General features: G+C 73.7%; 20 protein-coding genes. 14 read left to right on the top strand and 6 right to left on the bottom strand.

Annotated elements, in window-relative coordinates:
* The first annotated feature begins 91 nt into the window (after window positions 1–91).
* The gene (locus ACIBR0_RS08495; RefSeq protein WP_357034083.1) at window positions 92–916 is read left to right on the top strand and encodes an inositol monophosphatase family protein; all 825 of its coding nucleotides are present in this window, start codon (window positions 92–94) and stop codon (window positions 914–916) included.
* A 3-nt stretch (window positions 917–919) separates the two neighbouring features.
* Here the strand turns inward: ACIBR0_RS08495 and ACIBR0_RS08490 are convergent, their stop codons facing one another.
* Entirely contained in the window at window positions 920–1,435 is a 516-nt protein-coding gene (locus ACIBR0_RS08490) for a LytR C-terminal domain-containing protein (RefSeq protein ID WP_396713820.1), read from the bottom strand.
* A gap of 435 nt (window positions 1,436–1,870) precedes the next feature.
* Here ACIBR0_RS08490 and ACIBR0_RS08485 point away from each other — a divergent pair, with 435 nt between their 5' ends.
* Window positions 1,871–2,167 carry a DUF4193 domain-containing protein gene (locus ACIBR0_RS08485; protein ID WP_007075406.1) on the top strand — a complete coding sequence of 99 codons (297 nt, stop codon included), beginning with the start codon at window positions 1,871–1,873 and terminating at the stop codon, window positions 2,165–2,167.
* 142 nt (window positions 2,168–2,309) lie between these two features.
* The gene (locus ACIBR0_RS08480) at window positions 2,310–3,146 is read left to right on the top strand and encodes a hypothetical protein (protein WP_396713536.1); all 837 of its coding nucleotides are present in this window, start codon (window positions 2,310–2,312) and stop codon (window positions 3,144–3,146) included.
* A gap of 38 nt (window positions 3,147–3,184) precedes the next feature.
* On the opposite strand, the gene ACIBR0_RS08475 is transcribed toward ACIBR0_RS08480, so the two are convergent.
* Window positions 3,185–3,718 (bottom strand): DUF3093 domain-containing protein, encoded by a 534-nt coding sequence (locus tag ACIBR0_RS08475; RefSeq protein WP_396713818.1) that lies wholly within the window; start codon window positions 3,716–3,718, stop codon window positions 3,185–3,187.
* A gap of 89 nt (window positions 3,719–3,807) precedes the next feature.
* On the opposite strand from ACIBR0_RS08475, the gene dut reads away from it, so the two are divergent.
* From dut to ACIBR0_RS08455, 4 genes are all read left to right on the top strand, one after another.
* A complete protein-coding gene (gene dut, locus ACIBR0_RS08470) occupies window positions 3,808–4,353 on the top strand; it encodes a dUTP diphosphatase (protein WP_396713534.1) in 546 nt (181 codons plus the stop codon).
* Window positions 4,350–5,006, top strand: coding sequence for a DUF3710 domain-containing protein (locus ACIBR0_RS08465; RefSeq protein ID WP_396713532.1), 657 nt, complete (start codon window positions 4,350–4,352; stop codon window positions 5,004–5,006). Before dut ends, ACIBR0_RS08465 begins: the two co-directional genes overlap by 4 nt.
* Before the next feature lie 130 nt (window positions 5,007–5,136).
* Window positions 5,137–5,517 carry an OB-fold nucleic acid binding domain-containing protein gene (locus tag ACIBR0_RS08460; protein WP_396713530.1) on the top strand — a complete coding sequence of 127 codons (381 nt, stop codon included), beginning with the start codon at window positions 5,137–5,139 and terminating at the stop codon, window positions 5,515–5,517.
* A 32-nt stretch (window positions 5,518–5,549) separates the two neighbouring features.
* Window positions 5,550–6,227: a DUF3159 domain-containing protein gene (locus ACIBR0_RS08455; protein WP_396713528.1), complete on the top strand. Its 678-nt coding sequence runs from the start codon at window positions 5,550–5,552 to the stop codon at window positions 6,225–6,227.
* A gap of 51 nt (window positions 6,228–6,278) precedes the next feature.
* Here ACIBR0_RS08455 and ACIBR0_RS08450 read toward each other — a convergent pair whose 3' ends face one another.
* Together ACIBR0_RS08450 and ACIBR0_RS08445 are read right to left on the bottom strand one after the other, a co-directional pair.
* Window positions 6,279–6,974, bottom strand: coding sequence for a potassium channel family protein (locus ACIBR0_RS08450; RefSeq protein WP_396713816.1), 696 nt, complete (start codon window positions 6,972–6,974; stop codon window positions 6,279–6,281).
* The gene (locus tag ACIBR0_RS08445; RefSeq protein ID WP_357034095.1) at window positions 6,971–7,636 is read right to left on the bottom strand and encodes a TrkA family potassium uptake protein; all 666 of its coding nucleotides are present in this window, start codon (window positions 7,634–7,636) and stop codon (window positions 6,971–6,973) included. Before ACIBR0_RS08445 ends, ACIBR0_RS08450 begins: the two co-directional genes overlap by 4 nt.
* Before the next feature lie 160 nt (window positions 7,637–7,796).
* Between ACIBR0_RS08445 and ACIBR0_RS08440 the strand changes: the two genes are divergently transcribed.
* From ACIBR0_RS08440 to dxs, 4 genes are all read left to right on the top strand, one after another.
* Window positions 7,797–9,854, top strand: coding sequence for an APC family permease (locus ACIBR0_RS08440; RefSeq protein ID WP_396713526.1), 2,058 nt, complete (start codon window positions 7,797–7,799; stop codon window positions 9,852–9,854).
* The gene (locus tag ACIBR0_RS08435; RefSeq protein WP_396713524.1) at window positions 9,851–11,086 is read left to right on the top strand and encodes a class I SAM-dependent RNA methyltransferase; all 1,236 of its coding nucleotides are present in this window, start codon (window positions 9,851–9,853) and stop codon (window positions 11,084–11,086) included. Before ACIBR0_RS08440 ends, ACIBR0_RS08435 begins: the two co-directional genes overlap by 4 nt.
* Window positions 11,087–11,163: 77 nt before the next feature.
* Window positions 11,164–12,336 (top strand): anhydro-N-acetylmuramic acid kinase, encoded by a 1,173-nt coding sequence (locus ACIBR0_RS08430; protein WP_396713522.1) that lies wholly within the window; start codon window positions 11,164–11,166, stop codon window positions 12,334–12,336.
* 70 nt (window positions 12,337–12,406) lie between these two features.
* A complete protein-coding gene (gene dxs / locus ACIBR0_RS08425) occupies window positions 12,407–14,359 on the top strand; it encodes a 1-deoxy-D-xylulose-5-phosphate synthase (RefSeq protein ID WP_396713520.1) in 1,953 nt (650 codons plus the stop codon).
* Between the two features lie 152 nt (window positions 14,360–14,511).
* Here the strand turns inward: dxs and ACIBR0_RS08420 are convergent, their stop codons facing one another.
* A complete protein-coding gene (locus ACIBR0_RS08420) occupies window positions 14,512–15,702 on the bottom strand; it encodes a hypothetical protein (RefSeq protein ID WP_396713518.1) in 1,191 nt (396 codons plus the stop codon).
* Window positions 15,703–16,089: 387 nt separating this feature from the next.
* On the opposite strand from ACIBR0_RS08420, the gene ACIBR0_RS08415 reads away from it, so the two are divergent.
* Together ACIBR0_RS08415 and ACIBR0_RS08410 are read left to right on the top strand one after the other, a co-directional pair.
* Entirely contained in the window at window positions 16,090–17,859 is a 1,770-nt protein-coding gene (locus ACIBR0_RS08415) for a hypothetical protein (protein ID WP_396713814.1), read from the top strand.
* Entirely contained in the window at window positions 17,859–19,730 is a 1,872-nt protein-coding gene (locus tag ACIBR0_RS08410) for a hypothetical protein (RefSeq protein ID WP_396713516.1), read from the top strand. Before ACIBR0_RS08415 ends, ACIBR0_RS08410 begins: the two co-directional genes overlap by 1 nt.
* A 5-nt stretch (window positions 19,731–19,735) precedes the next feature.
* Here ACIBR0_RS08410 and ACIBR0_RS08405 read toward each other — a convergent pair whose 3' ends face one another.
* Window positions 19,736–21,601: a hypothetical protein gene (locus ACIBR0_RS08405; RefSeq protein WP_396713514.1), complete on the bottom strand. Its 1,866-nt coding sequence runs from the start codon at window positions 21,599–21,601 to the stop codon at window positions 19,736–19,738.
* A gap of 75 nt (window positions 21,602–21,676) precedes the next feature.
* On the opposite strand from ACIBR0_RS08405, the gene ACIBR0_RS08400 reads away from it, so the two are divergent.
* Complete coding sequence (locus tag ACIBR0_RS08400; protein ID WP_396713512.1) at window positions 21,677–22,963, top strand: PQQ-binding-like beta-propeller repeat protein; 1,287 nt, start codon at window positions 21,677–21,679, stop codon at window positions 22,961–22,963.
* Window positions 22,964–22,968 lie beyond the last annotated feature (5 nt).

Genomic DNA, 22,968 nt, shown 5'->3' with positions numbered 1-22,968 from the left:
GGACCGCCGATTCGGCGCAGATGTGGACTTTGTAAGGATGATAGCGCGCGCGATCCGCAACACCCCGGACGTGCGGGAAGGGGACCGACGAATGGATCGCTCGACACCTGCGGCGCAGGAGCTGCTGGAGATCGCCGTCGATGTGGCGCGGGACGCCGCGGCGACCGCGTACCGCATGCGGGCCGAGGGAGTCTCGGTGGCCGCGACGAAGAGCACGGTCACCGACGTGGTGACCGCCGCCGACCGGGCGGTGGAGCGACAGGTGATCGACGCGCTGCGCAGGCTCCGGCCCGACGACGCCGTACTCGGCGAGGAGTTCGGCGCGGGCGAGGCCGCCGGCCCGTCCGGTCCCGGCGCCGTGCGGTGGATCGTCGACCCGATCGACGGCACCGTGAACTACCTGTACGACCTGCCGCACTCCGCGGTCTCGCTGGCCGCCGAGGTCGACGGCAGGGTCGTCGCGGGGGTGGTGCGCAACCTCAGCACCGGCGACGAGTGGACGGCCACGGCCGGCGGGGGCGCCTGGCGCGCCGGTGAGCGGTTGCGATGCTCCACCGAGACCGACCTCGGTCAGGCGCTCGTGGCCACCGGCTTCGGGTACGACCCGCGGCGCCGGGCGCACCAGGCGCAGGTGGTGGCCGGGCTGATCACGCAGGTGCGGGACATCCGGCGACTCGGCGCCGCCGCGATCGACCTCTGCTACGCGGCCGAGGGCCGGGTGGACGCCTACTACGAGAAGGGGCTCGCCGCCTGGGACCTCGCGGCGGGCGGCCTGGTGGCGAGTGAGGCCGGACTGCGGGTGGACGGCCTGCGCGGCGTGCCGGCCGGGCCGGACATGGTCGTGGCCGCCCCGCCGGCCCTGTTCGAGCCCCTGCACGCCCGCCTCGCCGACCTCGACGCCTCCGGCGGCCCCTGACCGTCAGCCCTTCGCCGGGGCCGGGCAGGAGCCGGGCGGCGCGACGGGCGAGCCGAGGTCACCGAGGGACTGGTTGACCTCGGTGGTGGTGGCGAGCTGCTGGAAGGACGCGCCCAGCACCACGTCGACGGTGTCGTCCTTGCGCTTGGGGTCGTACTCGTACCGGGCCTCGTCCAGGAAGTAGGCGCGCAGCAGGTGCGCGGAGCCGACGGCCTTCGGGCCGTACCGGAGCACGGCGATGTCGTCGATCTTCTTCTTCTGGTCGGCGACCTTCTTCACCTGGAACTTGCGGTTCCGGAAGTCGTCGGCGATGTCGGTGGCCAGGCCGATCCGATCGGTGCCGTTGAGAACGTTGATCTTGACGTCCTTCTGCTCGCGCAGTGCCACGTCGGCGACCGGCCAGCCCTCGGGGCAGCCGCCGGCGGCCCCCGCGTCGCTCTGGGTGTCGCGGACCAGGGCGACGACCACGAAGACCAGGGCCACTACCGCCAGCAGACCGACGACAACGAGTGCTCGCACTCGCGCAAAGCTCATCAGGGTGCTCCCCGGGCAGAGGTGGTGGCGGCCGTCGGTGCGGTCGGGCCGCCCCGCCGGCCGTCGGAGTACGCCGCTGAGGTTAACGGTTGTCCGGCCGTCGCGTGGAAACAGCCGGACATGCCGGCGCGCCATCCGGGAACGGGGTACTACTACCCCTATCTTCGTGTCGCCTGAGTCACATTGGGAACAACTTCGCGTGCGGGGGCGTACATCTCAGCCACGAGGGCGGTATACATGCCACGCCCAACGGGGGGGTAAGGTACCGCGCTCGCTGGAGGAGTTTCTTCTGGCGGCTCCGAACCGGCTTCGGCCGGGGTCGGGTGACCGACACAAATGGTGGCCGGCCAGCGGAACCGAAACAGCGTCGTCCGGCGTTACAACCGGAAGCGACAACATCGATATGGGAGAGTGAAACCGATGGCCACCGACTACGACGCCCCGCGTCGCGACGAGGTCGACCTCGGCGAGGACAGCCTGGAAGAGCTCAAGGCCCGGCGCGTCGACTCACAGTCGGGCGCCGTGGACGTCGACGAGGCCGAGGTGGCTGAGAGCTTCGAGCTGCCCGGTGCCGATCTGGCCGACGAGGAACTCACGGTCAAGGTTCTGCCGATGCAGCAGGACGAGTTCCGCTGTGCTCGCTGCTTCCTGGTGCACCACCGCAGCCAGCTCGCGGTCGAGCGCAACGGTGAGCTGATCTGCCGCGAGTGCGTCTGACCCCGTACGAGGAACGACACCGGCGGCGGCTCCCACGGCGGGGCCGCCGCTTGCTCCGGTCGCCGTGCGCCGCACCGGGGGACCTGCTTGACTCGTGACGGGCCACCGTCGCGTCGGCGGCGGGCCACGGGAGGGCGTACCGATGAGCGAGCGGAGCGAGCCGGACGGGCGGCTCGAAGCGGAGCGGACGCGCGTCGAGGGCGGCACTGACGACGCCGGCGCCACCGAGGACCTGGGTGCGACGGTCGCGGCGCTGACCGCCGACGACATCGCGCCCGGACGCCGCCGGCAGTTGCTCGGCCGGATGGTGGCGCAGGCCCGTTCGCGTGGCGTGGCCGACCTGTTCAAACCGAAGGCCGCGGTGCGCTGGATGGTGGACACGGTCGCCGAGATCGCCCCGCACGTGCCCGTCCGCGACCTGGCGACGCTGCGGCGGCACTTCCCCGACCTCGACGGCGAGGACCTCGCCGACCGACTGGTGCGCAACGCCGCGCGGGCGACGGCCGGTGTCGGCGCCGCCGGCGGGGGCGTCGCCGCGGTCGAGTGGACCGTCGCACCGACCCTGCTCTCGGCGCCGGTGCTGCTGGCCGCCGAGACGGTCGCGGTGGTCGCGATCGAGCTCAAGCTGGTCGGCGAGCTGCACGAGGTCTACCGCGTTCCGCTGCCGCCCGGTGGCACGCAGCGCGCGGTCGCGCTGGTGCAGTCGTGGTCCAGCCAGCGGGGCATCAACCCGATGATGCCCGGCGTCGGGGTCAGCGCGGTGCTCGGCACCGCCGCCCGCAAGGAGTTGCGGGACACCCTCCTCAAGCGGTTCGGCCGCAACCTGACCACACTCGGCCCGTTCCTCACCGGGGCCGCCGTGGCGAGCTACCTCAACCGGCGGGCCACCCACGCGACGGCCGACCAGCTCCGGTCCGACCTGCGCCGCAAGGGCGTGACCCGGCCCGGCAGCCCACCGGCCCTGCCCACCTCACCCTGACCGCGGCGACCGGACCTTCTCCGCCCGGCCCAACGCCGTCAGGCGGTGCCGGTGGCGCCGGTGCGGGAACCGGTGTCCGTACCGGCGGTGGCGCCGGCACGGGCCGCGTCGCGCGCGGCGAGCAGCGAATCGGTCAGCTCGACCGGCCGGCGCGAGCTGACCACCCAGAACGGGGTCGGGTCGGCCGGGTCGTCCAGCACCACCTGGACGGCGCCGGGAACCCACGGCCGCTGCACCACGAAGGCCAGCGGGTCCGACCCGACGCCCAGCACCTCGCGCCGGCCCGCGGCGTCCAGCGGGATCACGTCCGCGACGAATCGGGCCGGCAGGCGGGCGTCGTCCACCCGCAGCTCGCCGTCGGCGACGGCGATCCGGATCCGGCCCAGCCACGCCAGGCCGGCCACGGTCGCCGGCAGCAGCACCGCGAAGGGCAGCCAGGCCCGCATCCCGGGTGCGCCCATCCAGATCTCGGCGGCGAGCAGCGCGGCCACCGCCAGGCCGAACAGCCACAGCCACCAGGGCAGGCCGAGCCGCTCCGAGTGGGCGGCGGGGGACGGCGAGGACGGCGACATGCTCACAGTCCGAGGGTACGGCGCGCGACGGCCCGGGTACCCGGCAGGATGGCAGGGTCACCCCGCGAAACGGACGGAAGAGGGGAACCGTGACCGACGTCGTACCCGTACCCGTACGGCAGCTCGACCCGGAGCTGCCGCTGCCGGCGTACGCCCATCCCGGCGACGCCGGGGCCGACCTGGTGGCCGCGACGGACGTCGAGCTGCCGCCCGGCGGTCGGGCCCTGGTCCCGACCGGCGTGGCGATCGCCCTGCCCGAGGGGTACGTGGGGCTGGTGCACCCGCGCTCCGGGCTGGCGGCGAGGCTCGGCGTGACCGTGCTCAACGCGCCCGGTACGGTCGACGCCGGCTACCGGGGTGAGATTCTGGTCAACCTGATCAACCATGATCGGGAGGTGCCGGCGACGATCTCCCGTGGCGACCGCATCGCACAGCTCGTTGTGCAGCGGGTGGCCCGGGCGGAGTTCCAGCCGGTGGCCGAGCTGCCCGGGTCCCGCCGGGGCACGGGCGGGCACGGCTCCACCGGCGGGCACGTCGGTCTGGTACCGCCCCCGCCCGGTCCGGACGACCGGGCGGTCGAGGAGGACGGAAGAGGTGGCACGGTGAGTGTGAACAGCGGAGGGTGGGCGCAGTGATCTTCTCCCGAAAGCGGGCCGGTTCCGGACGGCACGCACGTGACGAGGGGGCCGCGGAGGTCCTCGACTCCACCGATCTGGAGGCGACGCCGGCGCGTGGTCCCTACGACGCTTCCGAGGCGCCCGAGGGGGTGCAGCGGCTCGACCTGGGCAGCCTCCAGATCCCCGCGGTCTCCGACGTCGAGGTCCGGGTCCAGGCCGACCAGGAGGGCGTGATCCAGCAGGTCGTCCTGGTGCACGGCGACAACGCCCTCCAGCTCGGCGTCTTCGCGGCGCCCCGCAGCGAGGGCATCTGGGACGAGGTGCGCGAGGAGATCCGCAAGTCGCTGTTCGCCGACGGCGCCGCCGCGCAGGAGGTGCAGGGGGAGTACGGCCCCGAGCTGCACGCCCGGGTGCGTACCCCGGACGGTCTCACCGACCTGCGCTTCGTCGGCATCGACGGCCCCCGGTGGATGGTCCGCGGCGTCTACCAGGGGCGGGCGGCCACCGACCCGGCCGCCGCCGGCCCGCTCGCGGAGTGCCTCGATGGCCTCGTGGTCGACCGTGGCCAGGAGGCGAAGCCGGTCCGCGAGCCGCTGCCGCTGCGGCTGCCCCGGGAGGTGGCCGACCAGGCCGCCGCCACGGAGGGCGCCCCCGCCGCCCGCGAGGCCTGACCGCCTCCTCGGCCGAACGGCCGGGACCGGTCCCGTCGGCGTACGCTGGCGGGACGGTCCCGGCGTCGCCGGGTCCGCAAGCCAGAGCCGGCGGAGCGCCGGCCAGCGTGGAGAGGGTGACGCGGAGGTCATGACGACCGACGAGCGCCAGAGTTCACTGCGACGGATGCTGCGCCGGCTCACCGCCAGCGAGGCGGAGATCGAGGCGCAGGAGCTGCGCAGGGAGAGCGCCGAGCACGGGTGCCCGCCCGCTCAGCAGTGCATGCGGGGCCAGGTGGTCTCGGTGGCCGGACGGCTCCGCACGGTGGTCTACACCCCCCGGACGAACCTGCCGACGCTGGAGGCGGACCTCTACGACGGCAGTGACGTGGTCACCCTGGTGTGGCTGGGCCGGCGGCACATCACCGGCATCGAGCCCGGGCGTCACCTGACCGCCCGGGGGCGGATGGCCGTACGGGACGATCGCAAGGTCATCTACAACCCGTACTACGAGCTGGAACCGCCGAAGTGAAACCTCCGGGTGCGGCGGACGGAAGGCAGGGCATGACGACGGGACAGCACCGCTCGGCGCAGCCGGACCTCGGACCGGTGGAGGAGGAGCCGCTCCCCACCCTCGCCGAGCAGATGGCCGACCAGTTGGGCGGCTGGCGGGGGCTGGTGGAGTCCAGCATTCCGGTGGTCGTCTTCGTGGTGGCGAACATCCTCGGTGACCTTCGCCCCGCCGTCATCGCCTCGGTCGCGGTCGCGCTGGCGATCGCCGTGCTGCGGCTGGCCCAGCGTCGGCCGGTCCGGCACGCCGTCAACGGTCTGTTCGGCGTGGCCATCGGTGCCGCGATCGCCTGGCGTACCGGCAACGAGCGCGACTTCTACCTCCCCGGCATCCTCTACGGCATCGGCTACGGGGTGGCCCTGCTGATCTCGGCGGCGATCCGGCAGCCCCTGGTGGGCTGGCTCTGGTCGGTGCTGGTCGCCAAGGGCAAGTCGGAGTGGCGGGACGACCCTCGTCTGGTCCGGACCTTCACCGGGTTGACCGTGCTCTGGGGCGTGGTGTGGCTGGCCAAGGTCGGCGTCCAGGCGGGGCTCTACCTCGCCCACCAGGACACCGCGCTCGGTGTGGCCCGGTTGGCGCTGGGCTACCCGCCGTACGCGCTGCTTCTGCTGATCACGGTCTGGACCGTCCGCCGGGTGACCCGGGAGACGGCGCCGACCCCCGGCGCCTGAGCCGACGCCGGGCCGCCCCGCCGGTCCGTGGCCCTGGCCCCCTGGCCCGTGTCAGCGGGACTCGCGGGTCCGTTCCACGCTGTCCGGGCCGAGCACGACCGCGCGGACCTGGTCCTCCACCTCGGCGGTGCAGACGAAGATCAGCTCGTCGCCGGCCTCCAGCGGGTCGTCCGGGCTGGGCACCAGGACCCGCTTGCCGCGCAGGATCGCCACCAGGGCGGAGTCGCGCGGCAGGGGCACCTGGTGCAGGGCCTGACCCACGTACGGTGCGGTGGGCGGGAGGGTGATCTCGACGAGGTTCGCCTCGCCCTGCCGGAAGGTCATCAGCCGGACCAGGTCCCCGACGGTGACCGCCTCCTCGACCAGGGCCGCCATGACCCGTGGTTTGCTCACCGCGACGTCCACGCCCCACTGCTCGGTGAAGAGCCACTCGTTCTCGGCCCGGTTGACCCGCGCCACCACCCGGGGCACCGCGAACTCGGTCTTGGCCAGCAGCGACACCACCAGGTTGACCTTGTCGTCGCCGGTCGCCGCGACGACCACGTCGCAGCCGGCGACGTTCGCCTCCTCGAGGCTGGTCAGCTCGCACGCGTCGGCGAGCACCCACTCGGCGTCGGGGACACGGTCCGGGCGCAGCATCCGGGGCTGCCGCTCGATCAGCATCACCTGGTGGCCGTTGTCGATCAGCTCCGAGGCGATCGAGCGCCCCACGTTGCCGGCGCCGGCGATGGCGATCCGCATGCTCAGTGCCCTCCTTCCGGCGGCGTCGCCGCCACCGACGTGACCGACGCCACGATGTCGTCGGTGACCAGCATGAAGATCTGGTCGCCCTCCTGGACGACGGTGGACACCGTGGGCAGCGTGCCGATGCCGAAGCGGATCAGGTACGCCACCCGCGCGCCGCTCGACTCCTCCAGCGCGCGCACCGACCGGCCGATCCAGTCCTTGTGTACCGGCACCTCGACGATCGACACGGTGCTGGTCGGGTCGCGGAAGATCTCGACGTTGCCCTCGGGGACGAGGTGGCGCAGCATCCGGTCGGCGGTCCATCGGACGGTGGCCACCGTGGGGATGCCGAGCCGCTCGTACACCTGGGCCCGGCGCTGGTCGTAGATGCGGGCGGCCACGCGGGAGACGCCGAACGTCTCCCGGGCCAGCCGCGCGGAGATGATGTTGGAGTTGTCGCCGCTGGAGACGGCCGCGAAGGCGTCGGCGCGCTCGATGCCGGCCTGCCGCAGCACCTCGCCGTCGAACCCGGCGCCGGTCACCGTGATGCCCGCGAAGTCGGGGCCGAGCCGCCGGAACGCGTCGGAGTCCTGGTCGATCACCGCCACCGAGTGCCCCCGGGACTCCAGGCTCTGGGCGAGCGTCGAACCCACCCGACCACAGCCCATGATCACGACATGCACCGCGTCCCCTCCTCACCGGCCCCGCACCGCGTGCGGCACCCGACTGCGAGCCTGCCACGTCTCTCCGCGTGGGCGCGGCCCGACGGTACTCCGGCCGTACACCCGGTTGTGATCGGCCACCCCGGCGGTCCGGGCCGTGATGGTCGTACTCTTGGCCGTTGTGGCCAGACCCACCTCGCTGCTGAAGCGGCTGCTCCTCGGTCGACCGTTCCGGTCCGACCGCCTCCAGCACACCCTCCTGCCGAAGCGCATCGCGCTTCCCGTCTTCGCGTCCGACGCCCTGTCCAGCGTCGCGTACGCGCCGGACGAGATCCTGCTGACGCTGTCCATCGCGGGCGCCTCGGCGTACTTCTTCTCGCCGTGGATCGCGCTCGCGGTCGTCGTGGTGATGCTCACGGTGGTGGCCAGCTACCGGCAGAACGTGCGGGCCTACCCCTCCGGCGGCGGCGACTACGAGGTGGCCACGGTCAACCTCGGGCCGCGGGCCGGTGTCGCGGTGGCCAGCGCGCTGCTGGTCGACTACGTGCTGACGGTCGCGGTGTCGGTCTCCGCCGGGGTGGCCAACCTCGGCTCGGTGGTGCCCTTCGTGGGCACCCACAAGGTCATGATCGCGGTGCTCGCGGTGGCGACGCTCACCGCGCTGAACCTGCGCGGCCTGCGGGAGTCGGGCAACCTGTTCGCGATTCCCACCTACGGCTTCGTGATCGTCGTCGGCGGCATGCTGCTCACCGGCCTGATCCGGATCTTCGTGTTCGGCCAGGACCTGCGCGCGCCCAGCGCCGACCTGGTGATCCAGGCCGAGCACAGCGTCACCGGCTTCGCCCTGATCTTCCTGCTGCTGCGCACGTTCTCCTCCGGCTGCGCGGCACTGACCGGCGTGGAGGCCATCTCCAACGGCGTGCCGGCGTTCCGGGCCCCGAAGAGCCGCAACGCGGCCACCACCCTCCTGCTCCTGGGTGCCATCGCGGTCAGCATGCTGGTCGGCATCATCTGGCTGTCCCGGCTGACCGGGCTCCAGTTCGTCGAGGACCCGGACCTCCAGATCGTCTCCGGCCCCGAGGGGTACGTGCAGAAGACCGTCACCACGCAGCTCGGCGAGACCGTCTTCGGGTCCGGCTCGGTGCTGCTCTTCGTGGTGGCCGGCGCGACCGCGCTGATCCTGTTCCTCGCGGCGAACACCGCCTTCAACGGGTTCCCGGTGCTGGGCTCGATCCTGGCCCAGGACCGCTACCTGCCCCGGCAGCTGCACACCCGCGGTGACCGGCTGGCCTTCTCCAACGGCATCCTCTTCCTGGCCGTCTTCGCGATCGTGCTGATCGTCGGCTTCCAGGCCGAGGTGACCAAGCTCATCCAGCTCTACATCGTCGGCGTCTTCGTCTCGTTCACGCTCTCCCAGGCCGGGATGATCCGGCACTGGAACCGGCACCTGAAGAGGGAGCGCGACCCGCAGGCCCGCAGCCGGATGGTCCGCTCCCGTGCGATCAACACGTTCGGCATGGTGATGACCGGTACCGTGCTGGTCATCGTGCTCGTGACGAAGTTCCTGCTCGGTGCCTGGATCGCCATCGTCGCGATGGCGATGATCTACGTGCTGATGCTGGCCATCCGGCGGCACTACGACCGGGTCGCCGTGGAACTGACCCCGGACGAGGGACGCCCCGTGCTGCCCGCCCGCAACCACGCGATCGTGCTGGTCAGCAAGCTGCACCAGCCGACGCTGCGGGCGCTGGCGTACGCGAAGGCCACCCGGCCCGACACGCTCACGGCGGTGACGGTCAACGTGGACGACAAGGACACCCGGCAGTTGCAGGTCGAGTGGGAGCGGCGCGACGTCCCGGTCCCGTTGACCGTGGTCGACTCGCCGTACCGGGAGATCACCCGGCCGATCCTCAACTTCGTGGCCAACGTCCGCCGGGAGTCGCCGCGCGACGTGGTCACCGTCTTCATCCCCGAGTACGTGGTCGGGCGCTGGTGGGAGAACCTGTTGCACAACCAGAGCGCGTTGCGCCTCAAGGGGCGGCTGCTGTTCGAACCGGGCGTGATGGTGACCAGTGTGCCGTGGCAGCTCGCCTCCACCGCCAGTAAGAACCTGGACCGGCTGGACGCCACGCTGAGCCAGGGCCCGCCACGGGGCCCCCGCGTGGTCCCGCAGAGCACCCTGCCGCCGGTCGTCTCCGCTCCGTCCGGGGAGCGCCGTGTGGACGGGGACCGCCCGTGAGCGCCGCCGGAGGTGGGCTGGAGGAGGCCGAGCGGGTCGAGCTGACCGTCGACGCCGTCGCACCGGGCGGCCACTGCGTCGCGCGGGTCGACGGGCAGGTCGTCTTCGTCCGGCACGCGCTGCCCGGCGAACGGGTCGTCGCCGAGGTCACCGAGGTGCACAGGGGCTTCGCCCGGGCCGACGCGGTGACCGTGCTCCAGGCCGCGCCCGACCGCGTCGAGCCACCCTGCCCGTACGCCAGGCCGGGCCGCTGCGGCGGCTGCGACCTCCAGCACGTCGCTCCCGCCGCCCAGCTGGACTGGAAGACGGCGGTGGTCCGCGAGCAGCTGACGCGCCTGGCGAAGCTGACCGAGGCGGAGTGCGACGCCCTGGGCGTGCGCGTGGAGGCGCTGCCCGGCGGTCCGCTGGGCTGGCGCTCCCGGATCCGGTACGCCGTCGACGGCGCCGGCCGGGCCGGGCTGCTCAAGCACCGCTCGCACGAGGTGGTGCCGATCGACCGCTGCCTGATCGCCCACCCGGCGATCCAGGAGCTGCCGGTGCTCGCGTCCAGCGGGGCCCGGTGGCCCGACGCGGACGCCGTCGAGACCGTCGCCTCCACCGGGGGCGACGTGACCGTCACCGCGTACGCCGAGGGCGTGCCGACGGCCGTGAGCGGCCCGGAGCGGGTCCGCGAGCGGGCCGCCGGCCGGGAGTGGGCGCTGCCCACGTCGTCGTTCTGGCAGGTGCACCCGGCCGCCGCCGACACGCTCGTCGGCGCGGTGCTGGAGCAGCTCGCCCCGCGGCCCGGCGAGCGCGCCTGGGACCTCTACGGCGGGGCGGGACTCTTCGCCGCGGCGCTCGCCGCGGGGGTCGGCGACACCGGCCGGGTCACCCTCGTCGAGTCCGCCGAGCAGGGCGTCACCGCCGCCCGGGAGAACCTGGCCGACCTGCCGCACGTGGAGATCGTCGCGGCCCGGGTGGAGACCGCGCTGGCCCGCCGACGGATCACCGGCCCGGTCGACGTGGTGGTGCTCGACCCACCCCGCGCCGGCGCGGGCGCCCCGGTGGTGCGGGACGTCGTCGCCGCCGGGCCGCGCGCGGTCGCGTACGTGGCCTGCGACCCGGCCGCCTTCGCCCGGGACGTGCACACGTTCACCGGCCTGGGTTGGCGGCTCGCCGCGCTGCGCGGCTTCGACCTGTTCCCGATGACCCAGCACGTGGAGCTGGTCGGGCTGCTGCTGCCACCGGCCTAGGTGTGCCCGGCGGCGGCTCAGGTGTTAGGAAGGGACCCTTCCTCTACCGCAGGCGTTAACGGGGGGCCCTTCCTTTCATGAAGATCGTCGGGTTGATGTCGGGGACGTCGTACGACGCCGTGGACGTGGTGGCCGCCGAGTTCACCGTCGAGGGGGACACGCTGTGGCTGCGCCCGCTGGGGCACCGCAGCCTGGACCACGACGAGGAGCTGCGCGCGGAGATCGGCGCGGTGCTGCCCCCGGCCGCCACGACGATCGAGGCCGTCTGCCGCCTGGACAACCGCCTCGGCGCGGTCTTCGCCGAGGCGGCGGTGGTCGGGGTCGAGCTGGCCGGCGGCGTGGTCGACGCGGTGGTCTCGCCCGGCCAGACGGTCTTCCACTGGGTCGACGGCGGGGTCGTCCGGGGCACCCTGCAACTGGGGTCGGTGGCCCGGGTGGCCGCCCGGGTCGGCGTACCGGTGCTCGGTGACCTGCGTACGGCGGACGTCGTCGCCGGCGGCCAGGGCGCGCCGTTGGTGCCGGCCTTCGACGCCCTGCTGCTGGCGCCGGAGGCCGGCGACACGGCACCCCGGGCGGCGCTCAACCTGGGCGGTATCGCCAACATCACCGTGGTCGCGCCGCACGCTCCCGTGCTCGGGTACGACGTCGGCCCGGCCAACGCCCTGCTCGACGCCGCCGCCCGCCGCTTCCTCGACCGGCCCTGCGACCTCGACGGGGCCGTGGCGGCGACCGGGCGGGTGCACCCGGGCCTGCTGGACCTCCTGCTCGCCGAGCCCTACTACGCGGCGCCACCGCCGAAGTCGACCGGAAAGGAGCTGTTCCACGGCGGCTACCTGGACGACCGGTTCGCCGCCCTCGGTGAGCCGGTGCCGGTCGAGGACCTGCTGGCCACGCTGACCGTCCTCACCGCCGAGACGGTGGCCGCCGAGTGCGCCCGCCACCAGGTCACCGAGGTCGTCGCCGCCGGAGGCGGCGTGCGCAACCCCACACTGATGTCGCGGCTCGCCGAACTGGCCGGTGGCCGCTGGCGGCTGCGCGCCACCGACGAGCTGGGCGTGCCCACCCAGGCCAAGGAGGCGTACGCGTTCGCCCTGCTGGGCTGGCTGTCCTGGCACGGGCTGCCCGGCGCGCTCCCGTCGGTGACCGGCGCCACCCGGGCCGCCGTGCTGGGGTCGTGGACCCCGGCCGGGCCGGCGTACCGGGGTGGCCCCGCCGTTCCGCCGCCCCGCCGCCTGCGGATGCGGAGCTGACCAGCCGCTCAGAGCCGCGCTGATCCGGGCCGGGCTGCGGACCGTGCGGCGGCCGATAGACTCTGTCGTCATGAGTGTTGAAGAGGACACGGTCCACCACACCGGGCTGCTGGCCACCGTCCGTGGCCCGCAGGACGTCAAGCGGATGTCGGTCGAGCAGGTCGGCATCCTCGCCGCCGAGATCCGTGACTTCCTGGTCGCCAAGGTTTCCCGCACCGGAGGGCACATCGGCCCGAACCTGGGCGTGGTGGAGCTGACCCTCGCGCTGCACCGGGTCTTCGACTCCCCCCGGGACCGGCTCCTGTTCGACACCGGCCACCAGGCGTACGTGCACAAGATCGTCACCGGGCGGCAGGTCGGCTTCGACAAGCTGAAGCAGCGCGGTGGCCTGTCCGGCTACCCCAGCCAGGCCGAGAGCGAGCACGACCTGATCGAGAACTCGCACGCCTCCACCGCCCTGTCCTACGCCGACGGGCTGGCCAAGGCGTACGCGCTGCGCGGCGAGCAGCGCAGCGTCGTGGCGGTGGTCGGTGACGGCGCGCTGACCGGCGGCATGTGCTGGGAGGCGTTGAACAACATCGCCACCGCCGGCAACCCGCTGGTGATCGTGGTGAACGACAACGGCCGGTCGTACGCGCCGACCATCGGCGGCCTCGCCGACCACCTCTCCTTCCTGCGGCTCAACCCGGGCTACGAGAAGGTGCTGGACACCGTCAAGGAGGCCCTCGGCTCGACTCCGCTGGTCGGCAAGCCGATGTACGAGGTGCTGCACGCGGTCAAGAAGGGCATCAAGGACGCGGTCGCCCCGCAGGCGATGTTCGAGGACCTCGGCATCAAGTACGTCGGCCCGGTCGACGGGCACGACGTGACCGCGGTCGAGGGGGCGCTGCGCGCCGCGAAGAACTTCGGCGGCCCGGTGATAGTGCACGCGGTGACTCGCAAGGGCTACGGCTACCGCCCCGCCGAGGAGGACGAGGCGGACTGCTTCCACGGCCCGGGTGCCTTTGACATCGCCACCGGCAAGTCCACCGCCGCGCCGTCGGTCAAGTGGACCAACGTCTTCGCCGACGAGCTGGTCGCGATCGCCGACGAGCGGCCCGACGTCGTCGGCATCACCGCCGCGATGGCCGAGCCCACCGGCATCGTCAAGCTGGCCCGTAAGTACCCCGAGCGGGTGTACGACGTGGGCATCGCCGAGCAGCACGCGGCCACCTCGGCGGCGGGCCTGGCGCTCGGCGGGCTGCACCCCGTCGTGGCCGTCTACGCGACCTTCCTCAACCGGGCGTTCGACCAGGTCCTGCTGGACGTGGCGATGCACAAGCTGCCGGTGACGTTCGTGCTGGACCGGGCCGGCATCACCGGGCCGGACGGGCCCAGCCACTACGGCATGTGGGACATGTCCGTCTTCGGGGTGGTGCCCGGCCTGCGCATCGCCGCCCCCCGCGACGCCGCCACCCTCCGCGAGGAGCTGCGCGAGGCGGTCGCCGTGGACGACGCCCCGACCATCGTCCGCTTCCCGACCGGATCGGTCGCCGCCGACCTGCCCGCCGTACGCCGGGTCGGCCCGGTCGACGTGCTGACCGAGTCCGCGCGTACCGACGTGCTGCTGGTCGCCGTCGGCTCCTTCGGCCAGCTGGGCATGGAGGTGGCCACCCGGGTCGCCGAGCAGGGCTACGGGGTCACCGTGGTGGACCCGCGCTGGGTCCGGCCGGTCCCCGCCGAGCTGGTCGAGCTGGCCGCCGGGCACCGCCTCGTGGTCACCGTCGAGGACGGCGTCCGGGTCGGTGGTGTCGGTTCGGCCATCGCGCAGGCCATGCGCGACGCCGACGTGCGGGTGCCGCTCAAGGACCTGGGCGTACCGGCCGACTGGCACCCGCACGGCAGCCGCGCGCAGATCCTGGCCGACCTCGGCCTGACCGCGCAGGACGTGGCCCGCGACGTCACCGGCTGGATCTCCGGCCTGGACGACGAGCCGGTCGAGCCCGTCATCGCCCGCACCAACGACGCCCCCGCCCAGAACTAGCCAACCCCCCCGAGTCCCCGCCCCGCGCCCGCCCCGCCCCGCCCCGCGATCTTGCACTTTCGGTCGTCGTGTCGCGAAGAAAGTCCTTTTTGCCGCGGCACAAAGTGCAAGATCGCGGGACGGAGGGGCGGGGCGGGGAGGGGGTGCGGGGGTCAGCCGCCGGCGGAGCGGTAGTGGGTTTCGTCGGCGGAGGCCAGGCTGAACGTCTCGCGCTTCGCGGGCCACTCGACGACCACGAGGCCGGGGCGGTCCACCAGCTTCGTGGTGCCGGGCGGGACGGACAGCGAACTGTCCCGCGTCGCCCGCCAGCTCAGCACCAACAGCTTCCGGCCGGCCACCGGCAGCAGGTACGACTGGAGGGGATCGACGCGGTCCGCCCGCGACACCGCCGCGGCGCCCCCGCCGGCCGGGCGGTGGACCACCGCGGTCATCGTCCCGTCGGCGGTCTCCCAGCTCAGCTGCTCCAGCTCGGCCGGTGCGCCGCCGTCGAGGGCGAGTTCGCCGACGGTGCGCACCGAGACCTTCGCCATCGGCCAGGACGACGGCACCGACCCGGCGATGTCGCGGTCCCCGACGCGCCGCAGGATGCTGCCGAACGGACCCTCGTCGTCGGCCAGGGCGCAGGTGTCCAGATCGGTGAGGGCCCGCCGACCGGAGCCGGACTCGTCCCGCACCAGCGGGTAGCGCGGTGCGGCGGTGCCGGTACCGAGGTCGAGCAGGCGGTCCGCGGCCCGGCCCCGGGGCAACGACTCGGTGGCCCGCAGCGTCGCGGTCAGCGGCACGGCCCGGCAGGGCGGCACGGCGACCGGGCCGGTGAGCCCCTCCGTCTGTGCCACCGGCCGGCCGTCCGGGCCGAGCAGCCGTTCCACCCGCGCGGAGACCAGGTAGCGCCGCTCCCGGACGGCCCACACGGGGAGCACGTCGGCGTAGACCAGGTAGCCGGGGTCGGTGTACTCGGTGGCGTGGGTGACCGCCCACCGGCCGTCCCGCGCGGTGACCTGCAACAGCCAGGAGGCCTTCTCGCCGGGCACGTCGGCGGCGACCAGGGCCAGCGGGGCGCCGCCGACTTCACCGGACCAGAGGATTCCCGACGAGGGCAGGTGCGCCCGGTCGTCGACCGGGGACCGCCACTCCCGGACCGCGTCGGTGACGTTCCGGGTCACCTCGCCGTCGTCGGCGAGCGTGCCGCGCGGCGGCCACACCGCCAGGGAACCGTCGAGGCTGTCGTAGCCGACGCGCAGGTCGCGCGCCTGGCGGTCGGCGACCGGCCCGCAGGCGGTCACGGTCAGCAGCAGGGCCAGCAGAGCGATGGCCGTTGTGCCAGGCCGGCGGGCTGGAACCACCTGGTACGTCCCCTCGATCGCCTCGGCGTCGTTGACGAAAGCGCCATGATACGCAACGCCGGGTGACCGTCGACATTCAGGCGGCACGCCGTCCACACCGGACGTCCCGGGGGCTTTGGTGCCTTTTGGCCCCTCGGGTAGACTCCGCCGACTGTGACGCCTGCCGAGACCCGCGCCGAATCCTCTCCGGATTCCGCCGCCGCCACGGACTCCGCGTCCGCCCCGGCCACCGGTGCCGGGAGCGACGGCGCAACGGCGCCGGGACGTACGCCCTCGGCGGGCCCGGCCTCCACCGCCGCGCCGGCGGCGCCCGCCCTCGACGGCCGCCCGGCCATCGCCACGGCCGATGCCGGAACGGCGCAGCGCACGCCCGGCGGCCCCGGCACCCTGCCGATCGGCGCACGGCTCCGCCGGTTCGTGCGGGGGACCCGCCGGCGGCAGGACCTCACGGTCCTCGGCGTCTTCCTGCTCGCCGCGGTCTGGGTGACCAGCCAGCACTGGGCCGACCCGTCCGGCCGGGTGGCGTCGCTCTACAGCAGCGACCCGGCGCAGGTGCAGTTCTTCCTCGCCCACTCGGTGCGGGTCGTGCTGCACGGCGAGTTCCCGTTCTTCACCGACCAGTTCAACTACCCCGACGGGGTCAACCTGATGGCCAACACGGCCATCCTGGCGCTGGGCATCCCGATGGTGCCGGTGACGCTGCTCTTCGGCCCGGCGGTGACCTTCGTGCTGCTGGTGACGCTGGCACTGGCCGGCACCGCCGCGGCCTGGTACGTCGTCCTGTCCCGGCACGTGGTGCGCAGTCCGCTCGCGGCGGCCGTGGGTGGCTGGTTCTGCGGATTCTCACCGGCGATGCTCGCGCACGCCAACTGGCACCCGAACATCATCTCCCAGTTCCTGCTGCCGTTCATCGTGTGGCGCGTGCTCGTGATCACCCGGTCCCGCCGGCCGTACGCCGACGGTGCGCTGCTGGCCCTGCTGGTGACCGTCCAGGCGTTCATCAACGAGGAGATCCTGCTCTTCACCGCGTTGGCCTGCGGGGTCTTCCTGATCGCCGTCGTCGTCCAGCGGCCGGCGTTGTGGTCGGCCGCCTGGCGCCCGCTCGGCAAGGCGTTGGCCACCTGCACGCTGATCGCCGGAGCGCTGCTGGCGTACCCGCTCTACATCCAGTTCGCCGGGCCCATGGCGTACCACGGGCTCAGCGACGCGGTCCGCAACTACGGCAACGACATCGCCGCCTTCGTCGCCCCCGGCTCGCCGACGCTGGGCGGCAACGAGCGGGCCAACGTCAACCTGGCACCGAACTACTCCGAGGAGAACGCCTTCTTCGGCTGGAGCCTCTCCCTGGTCGCCGTGGGCATCGTGGTCTGGCTGCGCCGGGAACCCCTGGTCCGCGCGCTGGCCGCGACCGGGGCGTTCTTCGCCGTGCTCTCACTCGGCGAACGGATCTCCTGGTGGGACCGGGATCTGCTCACCGGGCCGTGGGAGTGGATGGTGCGACTGCCGCTGCTCGACGCGGTGGTGCCGACCCGCTTCGGGCTGATCACCACGGTGGTCATCGGGCTGCTGCTGGCGTACGCGGTCGAGCGGTCCCGGACGCTGCCCGTGCCGCCGGCCACCCTGCGGTCGCTCACCATCGCCGGGCTGGTCCTCGTGCTGCTGCCGATCGCGCCGATGCCCCTCGCGGTGACGTCCCGCCCGGCGGTGCCGGCCTTCATCACCGCCGACCGCTGGCGCGGCTACGTCGGTCCGGACCAGACGCTGGTGCCGATCCCGGTGCCGAGCATGGGCAACACGCACGGAATGCGCTGGGCCGCCTCGGCCAACCTCGACTTCAAGATCCCCGGGGGCTACTTCCTCGCCCCGCGCAACGGCAACACCGGCGACCCGGGCCGCTTCGGTGGGCGGCCCAGCGGGATGGGGCAGTTGCTGGAGGAGGTCGCCACGACGGGGCGTACCCCCCGACTGGACGACCGGCAGCGCCGGCGTTCCCTGGACGAGCTGCGGCATTGGCGGGCGGCGATCCTGGTGCTGCCGGTCGGCCAGCACCAGGTCGAGCCGCTGCGGCGTACCGTCGACCAGTTGGTCGGTCCCGGCCGCCGGGAGCTGGACGTCTGGGTCTGGGACGTCCGGGCGCTGACCGACCCACCGGCCTGATGGCCGCCGCCACGCCCGCCCCCGCCACGCCGTCCGCCTCCGACGCGCCCCCCGCCTCCGACGCGCCCCCCGCCTCCGACGGGCCGCCCACTCCGGACCGCGAGCCGGCCCGCCGTCTCGGCCGGGCCCGGACGTACACCCCGGACGCGCTGGTGGTGGCCGGTTACGTCGGCCTGGCGGTGCTGCTCGCCTCCGGCCAGTGGGGCCGTGCGGACCGGATGTTCCACCAGGCCGGGGACCAGATCCTCTTCGAGTGGATGCTGGCCCGCGCGGCCCGCGCGGTGGTCGACCTCGACAACCCCCTGTACAGCGCGGCGCTGAACGCCCCGGACGGGGTGAACCTGATGGCCAACACCTCGGTGCTCGGCCTCGGCGTGCCGCTCACCCCGGTGACCCTGCTCCTCGGCTCCCAGGTGGCCTTCCTGGTGGCCGTCGTCGCCTGCCTCGCCGGCACCGCCACCGCCTGGTACGTCCTGCTGCGCAGCCGGCTCGTCGACTCCCGGGTAGCGGCGGCCGTCGGCGGTCTCGTCTGCGGCTTCGCACCCGGGATGGTGGCCCAGGCCGGTGCGCACCTGCACATGTCCGCGCAGTTCCTGGTGCCGCCGATCCTGGCGCTGGTGTTCCGCCCCGACAGCGGCCGGGTGCTGCGGCACGGGGTGCTGCTCGGCCTTCTGGTGACGTACCAGGTGTTCCTCGGCGAGGAGGTGCTGCTCTTCATGGCCCTCGCCGCGGGCGTGTTCGTCCTGGCGTACGCCGTGGCCGACCCGCGGACCGCCCGTCGGCGGGCACCCGCCCTGCTCGGCCGCATCGGCGTCGGCGCGGCGGTGGCGGCGCCGCTGCTGGCGTACCCGCTCTGGTTCCAGTTCCTCGGCCCCGGCCACTACCGGGGGATGCCGTTCCACGCCTACGGCTACCAGCTGGACCTGGCGTCGTTCACCGCCTCGGCCCGGCAGACGGTGCTGGGCGACGGCTACCTGCCCGGCCTGCTCGCCCCGAACGCCACCGAGGAGAACTCGTTCTTCGGTCCGGGGCTGCTGATCCTCGCCGTGGTGGTCGTGATCTGGCTGTGGCGCCGGCCGCTGGTCCGCGCGCTCGCCGTCTGCGGCGCGCTCTTCGCGCTGCTCTCGCTCGGTGCGCGGGTACGCCTCGACGGCGCTCCCACGTCGGTGCCCGGCCCGTACCGGCTGGTGGGGGAGCTGCCGCTGCTCGACCTCGCGGTCCCGGCACGACTGGCGCTGGTGTGCATTCCGGTGCTGGGCATCCTGGTGGCGCTGTCGCTGGATCGGGTCCGGTCGGCCACCACCGCCGACACCACCACCACCGCCGGCGCGCGCTCCGGCGTACCGGTGCGGTTGCTGTGGGGTGGGGCGGTCGCGGCCGCGCTGCTCCCGCTGACGCCCACGCCGATCCGGACCGTGCCGGTGTGGCCGGTGCCGGCGCCCGTCGCCGACGGCCGCTGGCGGGAGTACGTCCCGCCGGGCCGGACGGTCGTCGCGGTCCCACCGGTGACCGGGGCGGGGGAGAGCCCGGCGATGTTCTGGTCGGCGCGGACCGGGCTGGCGTTCCGCGCCCCCGGCGGCTACTTCATCGGGCCGAGCGCCCCGGACGATCCGACCGCCCGGTGGGGTGCACCCGACCGGCCCACCGCCGTGCTGCTGCGCCGGGTGGCGGAGACCGGTGAGGTGCCGGTCGTCACCGACACCGACCGCCGGGCCGCCGTCGAGGACCTGCGGCACTGGCGCGCCGCAGTCGTCGTCCAGGGTGGACTGCACCTCGGCGATCCGGTCCGGCGTACGGTCGACGCGCTCCTCGGGCCGGGCCGACCGGTCGACGGCGCGTGGGTGTGGGACGTCCGCCCGCTGGTGGACTGACCACCTCAGCCGACCAGGGGGCGTACGTCCCAGAGCCAGACGTCGTCGACGCGCTGGGGCGGGGAGCCGAGCAGGGCGGTCATCAGCTCGCGCAGCACCACCTCGCGCGGGTGGGCGCCGAGGACCACCACGGACGCCTTCCAGAACCGCAGGTCCTCGACGGCCTGGCGGCGGTTGGAGTCGGTGATCGCCATCGGCGTGGCGTTCCGGTCCATCGTGGAGTAGATCAGGGTGCTGGTCGGCCGGTTGGGCGCGCCGAACACGCCCTCGCCCAACTCGTTCGGGCCGATGAAGTAGCCGCCCGGGACCGGGAACTCCTGTCGGGTCAGCGCGCTCCAGCGCAGCGTGGGCAGGCCGTGCACGTTACTGGGGATCGGCACCGGCACCAGCGTCCGGCCCTCGGGGACGTACGGGCGCCAGCCGCCCGAGGTGATGAAGCGCGGCGGCGGGTCGACGGGCTGCGCCGGCAGCGGGCGCGGAAGCAGTGGCAACACGGCGAGCGCGATGGCCGCGTACCCGACCGGGCGGAGCCACCGGCGGTCGGGACGTCTCGCCCGGGCCGGGCCGTCGTCCCCGGGGCGGCGCGGCGCCGGCACCGGCGGGCGGCCGTCGCCCGCGACCGCGTCCCACGCCAGGGCGAGCAGCACGCCGACGGCGGCCGCCACCACCAGGGCCAGTCGGGTCGGCATCATCATCTCGACCAGCGGCAGGTCGTCCGGGATGTACGACCACGGGCCGGCGGTCTCCGTCTCCACCCCGTTCAGGCGGATCACCGGGCCGAGCGAGGCGACGGTGAAGACCACGGTCAGCACGGCGAGGATCCGGGCGACGAGGGAGCGGCGGACCAGCAGCACCAGGGCGACGATCGACACCACGACCAGCGGCCACCCGAACCAGGTGTTCTGCTCGGTCAGGCCGATGGTCTTCTCCACCGCCTCGTCGCCGGCGATGGTGTCCCGGGGGAAGGTCACGAACGCCACCAGGTCCTCGCCCCAGTTGTGGAACACGCCGCCCTGCAGGCCCCGGTAGGACTGCGGGCCGTTGAACTGGAACCAGATGGGGTAGGCGGTGAGCAGCAGCGCCAGGCCGCCGCCGAGACCGAGCGCCGCGGCGTAGGCGCCGGCCTGCCGCCACGCCGCACGCGGGCGGAGCACGGCGTACGCGACCACGGCGACCAGGCAGGCCAGCGCGGTCAGCAGCAGCATCTCCTCGTTGATGAAGATCTGGTACGCCACCAGCAGGCCGAGCACGACGCCGTTGCGCCGCCAGCGTCCCGGCTCGCCCAACCGGAACACCCGCAGCACGATCAGCGGGAGCAGGAAGTTGGACACGAAGTTGGGCTGGCCGTTGGCGTGGTGCACGATGCCGGGCGCGAACCCGAGGAACGCGCCGCCGACGAACGCCGCCGCCCGGGACCGGACCAGGTGCCGGGACAGCACCCAGTACGAGGTGCCGGCCGTGGCCCCGAGGGCGCCGCCCAGGTAGAGCGCGTACATCACCTGCGGGCCGAGCAGGAGGGTCAGCGGTGCCAGCGGCAGCGTCACGCCGAGCAGCGAGGTGTTCGCCATCATGTTCACCCCGTCCGGGGCGTTCTGACGGGCGGTGAAGAGCGGGTTCTCCAGGTGCGACACCGAGTACGCGCCGTGCGCGAACAGCCATTCGAACCAGCTGTGGTCGGTGGGCAGGTGCGACGACACCCGGTTCTGCACGTCCCCCCAGTAGTGCAGGCACACGAGGACGCCCAGAAGCACGTACGCTCCGATGGCCAGGACGTCGGCACGGGCGGGCCGTCGACGGGGCCGTCGCGTCGGCTGCGCCTCGACGGGCTCGGAGTCGGTTGTCAGCGAGGGGTGTATCACCGGCACGGCCACGACGCGTCATCGTACAGGCGGGAATAAGTGGGATTTGCCGGGCAGTGATCCATGTCGCTCCCGGCCGGAGGACGCATGACCCTGATCGACCTCGGTGACCTCCGGGACGAGGTGGAGCCGTCGGCGCCGTCGCGGCGGCCCCACGGGGTGGGCCGGCCGGTGCGTGTCGGGCTGGTGCTCGTCCTGCTGTTGGCCGTGCTCGCCGCCGCCGCGCCGCCACCCGGTCGGGTCCACGCCGTCGTGCCCGGCACCGCCGGCGCGCAGGCGTTCCTGAGCGAGGACACACTCTTCGTCGCCGAGCCACCGGCGGGTGGCGGCGAGCTGATCGCCTACCCGCTACCGGACCGGGCCACCGGCCGCCCGCAGCGGCCGGAACCGCGATGGCGCATGCGGATGCCGTCTCCCGGCCCGGTGTGGCGGGTGCAGAGCGCCCCGGGCGGCATGGTCCTGGTCGGTCTCGAGGCCGGGGGCGGCAGCGGGATCGAGACGGTCGCCCTGGACGGCGCGACCGGGCGGGTCCGGTGGCGACAGCCGGGGTTCGTGTTCCATGACGCCACCGGTCAGGCGCTGGTCCAGGTCCTCGGCGGGGAGGGCGGGTCGGTCCTGAGACGCGTCGACCTGTCGTCGGGAGCGGTGCGGTGGTCACGGTCGGCGTCGCCGCTGGAGGGGTTCGAGGTCCACTGGCGCGACGGGGTGATCGAGGCGGTCGTGCTGGTCCGGGAGAAGGGGCCGATCGAGGTGCTCGATCCGCGCAGCGGCGCGGTCGTCGCCTCCGCCGACCTGCCCCGGGGGGCGTCCCTCGGCGAGCTTCGGTACCAGGTGGTCGGTGACCTGCTGGTGGGGGCCGGGACCGGCGTCGTCGTCGCGTACGGCTTGGACGACCTCGGCCCGCGGTGGCGGGCACCGCTGTCGTTCACCGACGGTGTCGTCCCGTGCGGGGACCTGATCTGTGCGATGGGGCATACCGGAGGGGTGCGGGCGCTCGACCCGACCACGGGCGACGTGCGCTGGGAGGCGCAGGACGTATCCGGGATCGTGCCGACCCGCGGACGGCAGGCGCTCGCCCTCGGGCCGCCGCATGCCTCCGGAACCCTCCAGGCCCTGGTACTCGACGTGACCTCCGGTCGGGAGGTCGCCGACCTCGGGCACTGGGTGACGGCGAACTGGCACGACGACGGGTCGCTGGCCGTTACGCGGCCGTTGCCGGACGGCGGGGTGCTGGTGGCCGCACTGGACCCGCGGACGGCCGTGATCCGCCGGGAACCGCTGCGCGAGGCGGCGGGTGACTGCCAGATCGTGGACGCCACCGTGGCGTGCCGGCGGCGTGGCGGTGGGTTCGGCGTGTGGCAGCTGCCCGACTGAGGAAG

It is taken from the genome of Micromonospora sp. NPDC049497, assembly GCF_044465805.1.
GTDB lineage: Bacteria > Actinomycetota > Actinomycetes > Mycobacteriales > Micromonosporaceae > Micromonospora.
This window is presented reverse-complemented; position numbering and strand designations above follow the sequence as displayed.